Source organism: Prevotella sp. HJM029 (assembly GCF_000599605.1).
GTDB lineage: Bacteria > Bacteroidota > Bacteroidia > Bacteroidales > Bacteroidaceae > Prevotella.
Map to the genome: position 1 here is coordinate 1 of NZ_AZHT01000079.1, position 2,772 is coordinate 2,772.

General features: G+C 42.4%; 2 protein-coding genes. Both read left to right on the plus strand.

What is annotated here, in order from left to right; translation table 11 throughout:
• On the plus strand, window positions 1-170 hold a 170-nt coding region (locus tag X919_RS15960), incomplete at its 5' end, for a transposase (RefSeq protein WP_172642712.1).
• A gap of 469 nt (window positions 171-639) precedes the next feature.
• Window positions 640-2,586: a KUP/HAK/KT family potassium transporter gene (locus X919_RS0105010; RefSeq protein WP_028899257.1), complete on the plus strand. Its 1,947-nt coding sequence runs from the start codon at window positions 640-642 to the stop codon at window positions 2,584-2,586.
• Window positions 2,587-2,772 lie beyond the last annotated feature (186 nt).

The window sequence follows — 2,772 nt, forward strand, 5'->3', positions numbered from 1 at the left end:
ACACCACCAACACCGTTGAAGGCTACCACAGGCAAGTACGTAAGATAACAAAGAACAAAGGAGTTTTCCCGTCCGATACTTCTCTCGAAAAGCTTGTGTATCTGGCATACCGGAACATACGTGAGAAGTGGACGATGCCACTTGCCAACTGGGCTCAGATATCACAATAATTAGCAATAAAATTTGGAGAACGTTTTGAAATCATGTAACTTTGCCTCAGAAGAAAGGCTCCTCATCTGGCCGGCACGATTAAAAATCGTGTCATCCATATGAGGTGAAATATAAAGGGTTAGAACCTTGACACAGTTGAAATTACACTACCAAATACACCGATAAAAGATTATTATCTACTCAAAAATAACCTCCAACGGCATCTTTTGATCAAAAATATTTATTCTTCTAAGAGTGTATGGGTGAGAATTGAGTGGATGGTAGGTTTTGCAGAGGTCTCAATATAGCTATTGCAATATAGAGTTGATAGGCTTTGTGAATGGTGGTTATTAGGGTGGTTCGGAATGTGAGTAGGACTCAGGCGGAATCGCTTCGGATAAGTAGGGTGTAATGTTAGCCTTTTTTAACCCATGATGATATTTTCTTTTTAATGGTTCTATTAATTTTGCACGCGTAAAAGATGTAAAGATGAATTCAGGAACAACAACACACAAGAAGCTCACGGCCATGGGACTGTTAATTGCCATTGGTATTGTCTTTGGTGATATCGGAACCTCTCCACTCTATGTGATGCGCACTATTTTGCGCGCAAATCCACATTTTGATGCAGATTATATTTTGGGTGCAGTGTCGTGTATTATTTGGACACTGACCTTGCAAACCACATTGAAATATGTTGTCGTAGCACTTAGAGCCGATAATAAAGGTGAAGGAGGTGTGCTGGCACTTTACACCTTGATACGTAAACGTGGTTATCGTTGGTTATCGGTTGTGGCGATGTTAGGTGCCAGTACGCTCATTGCCGATGGTGTGATTACACCCGCTATCACGGTCACTTCGGCAATAGAAGGACTGCATACATTCTCGGCTGATATGCCCATCGTTCCCATTGTGATAGCCATTATCTCAACAGTTTTCTTTATTCAGCGTTTTGGTACGGGGTCTATCGGTACTTATTTTGGTCCTTTCATGCTGGTTTGGTTTCTGCTTTTAGGGGTGTTGGGTGCTGTGCATCTTGTGGATTTCCCACTCATCGTAAAGGCTTTCAACCCTTATTATGCCCTAAAGCTGTTGTTGTCTTCGCCAGAATGGTTTTTAATTCTCGGTGCAGTGTTCCTTTGTACGACGGGTGCTGAGGCGCTTTATTCTGATTTGGGGCACTGTGGCCGTCGCAATATCACCATCAGTTGGTTGTTTGTTAAGGCCATGCTCATCTTGAATTATATGGGGCAAGGGGCTTATATCATAGCTCATCTCGACAGTGTACACACGGGCATGAATCCTTTTTATGCCGTGATGCCCGATTGGTTGCTTATTCCCGGCATTGTCATGGCTACCGGAGCGGCCATCATTGCAAGCCAAGCGCTCATCAGTGGTTGCTTTACCATCTTTAGTGAAGCGGTGCATTTGAACTTCTGGCCCACGTTGAAATTTAAGTATCCCTCTGTTGATAAAGGACAAATCTATATTCCACAGATCAACAATCTGCTTTATATCTTGTGTGTTGTCACCGTGTTGCTGTTTCAGACATCGGCACACATGGAGGCCGCTTATGGGCTGTCTATTACCATCACGATGCTCACTACAACGGTGATGTTGGCCGTTTATTTGCAGCAACGGTTCACGCCCCTTTGGGCAGTCCTCATCTTTTTGTTTGTTTATTTGGGCATAGAGGGTTTCTTCTTTTTAGCCAACTTGACGAAATTCGTGCATGGAGGTTGGTTTACAATCCTATTGGCTCTTGTCACAGGTGCTGTTATGCGCATTTGGTATCGCGCATGGAATATTCGTAGAAAGTATTTGAAATTTAAGAAACTTTCGGATTATTATGATGTCATTCGTGACTTGAAGGCGGATGAAACGGTACCAAAATTTGCAACCAACTTGGTTTATGTTCGGCAATCTGATGATGAAAATATGGTGGAGGAGAAACTGATTTATTCGATTGTTAATAAGCAACCGAAGCGGGCAGACCATTATTTTCTGGTGCATTTCACCAATGACGATGCGCCCAACACATTGGATTACACTTGTCATGAGTTGATTGCCAACACGCTTTACACCATCGATATTCGAGTGGGATTTCGTGTGAATCCGCTGATGACCCTTTACCTTCGTCAGATTGTTGAAGATTTAATCGCACAGCGTCGCTTTGATATTCGCAGTGGTTATCCTTCATTGCGCAAACATAATGTTGCGGGTGACTTCCGTTTTATCGTCATTCATCGCATTTATTATGCTTCGACTGTGGTGAGTGCACTGGATAATATCACGCTTCATCTCTTTGGGTTTATCCGCCATATTGGTGTGGATGATGAACAGGCTTTGGGGCTTGACACGAGTAATGTCACTGTGGAGCGTGTGCCGTTTGTGGTGAATAACAAATATCGGCAGCGCATTAGAAGAAGAGAATAAGGCTGGGATGAATGGATGAAACCAATTTCTTGGGCTATTGTTTGTAATAGAATGAGAATTATGGTATATTTGCAGGTGTAAAAATAATGAAGGGATAGATATGGAAGAAATTAAGATTTGAGACCTCTGCAAAACCCCTTCTACAATTTGTCATTCTTAAATATTCTTTGTACCTTTATCGTATGA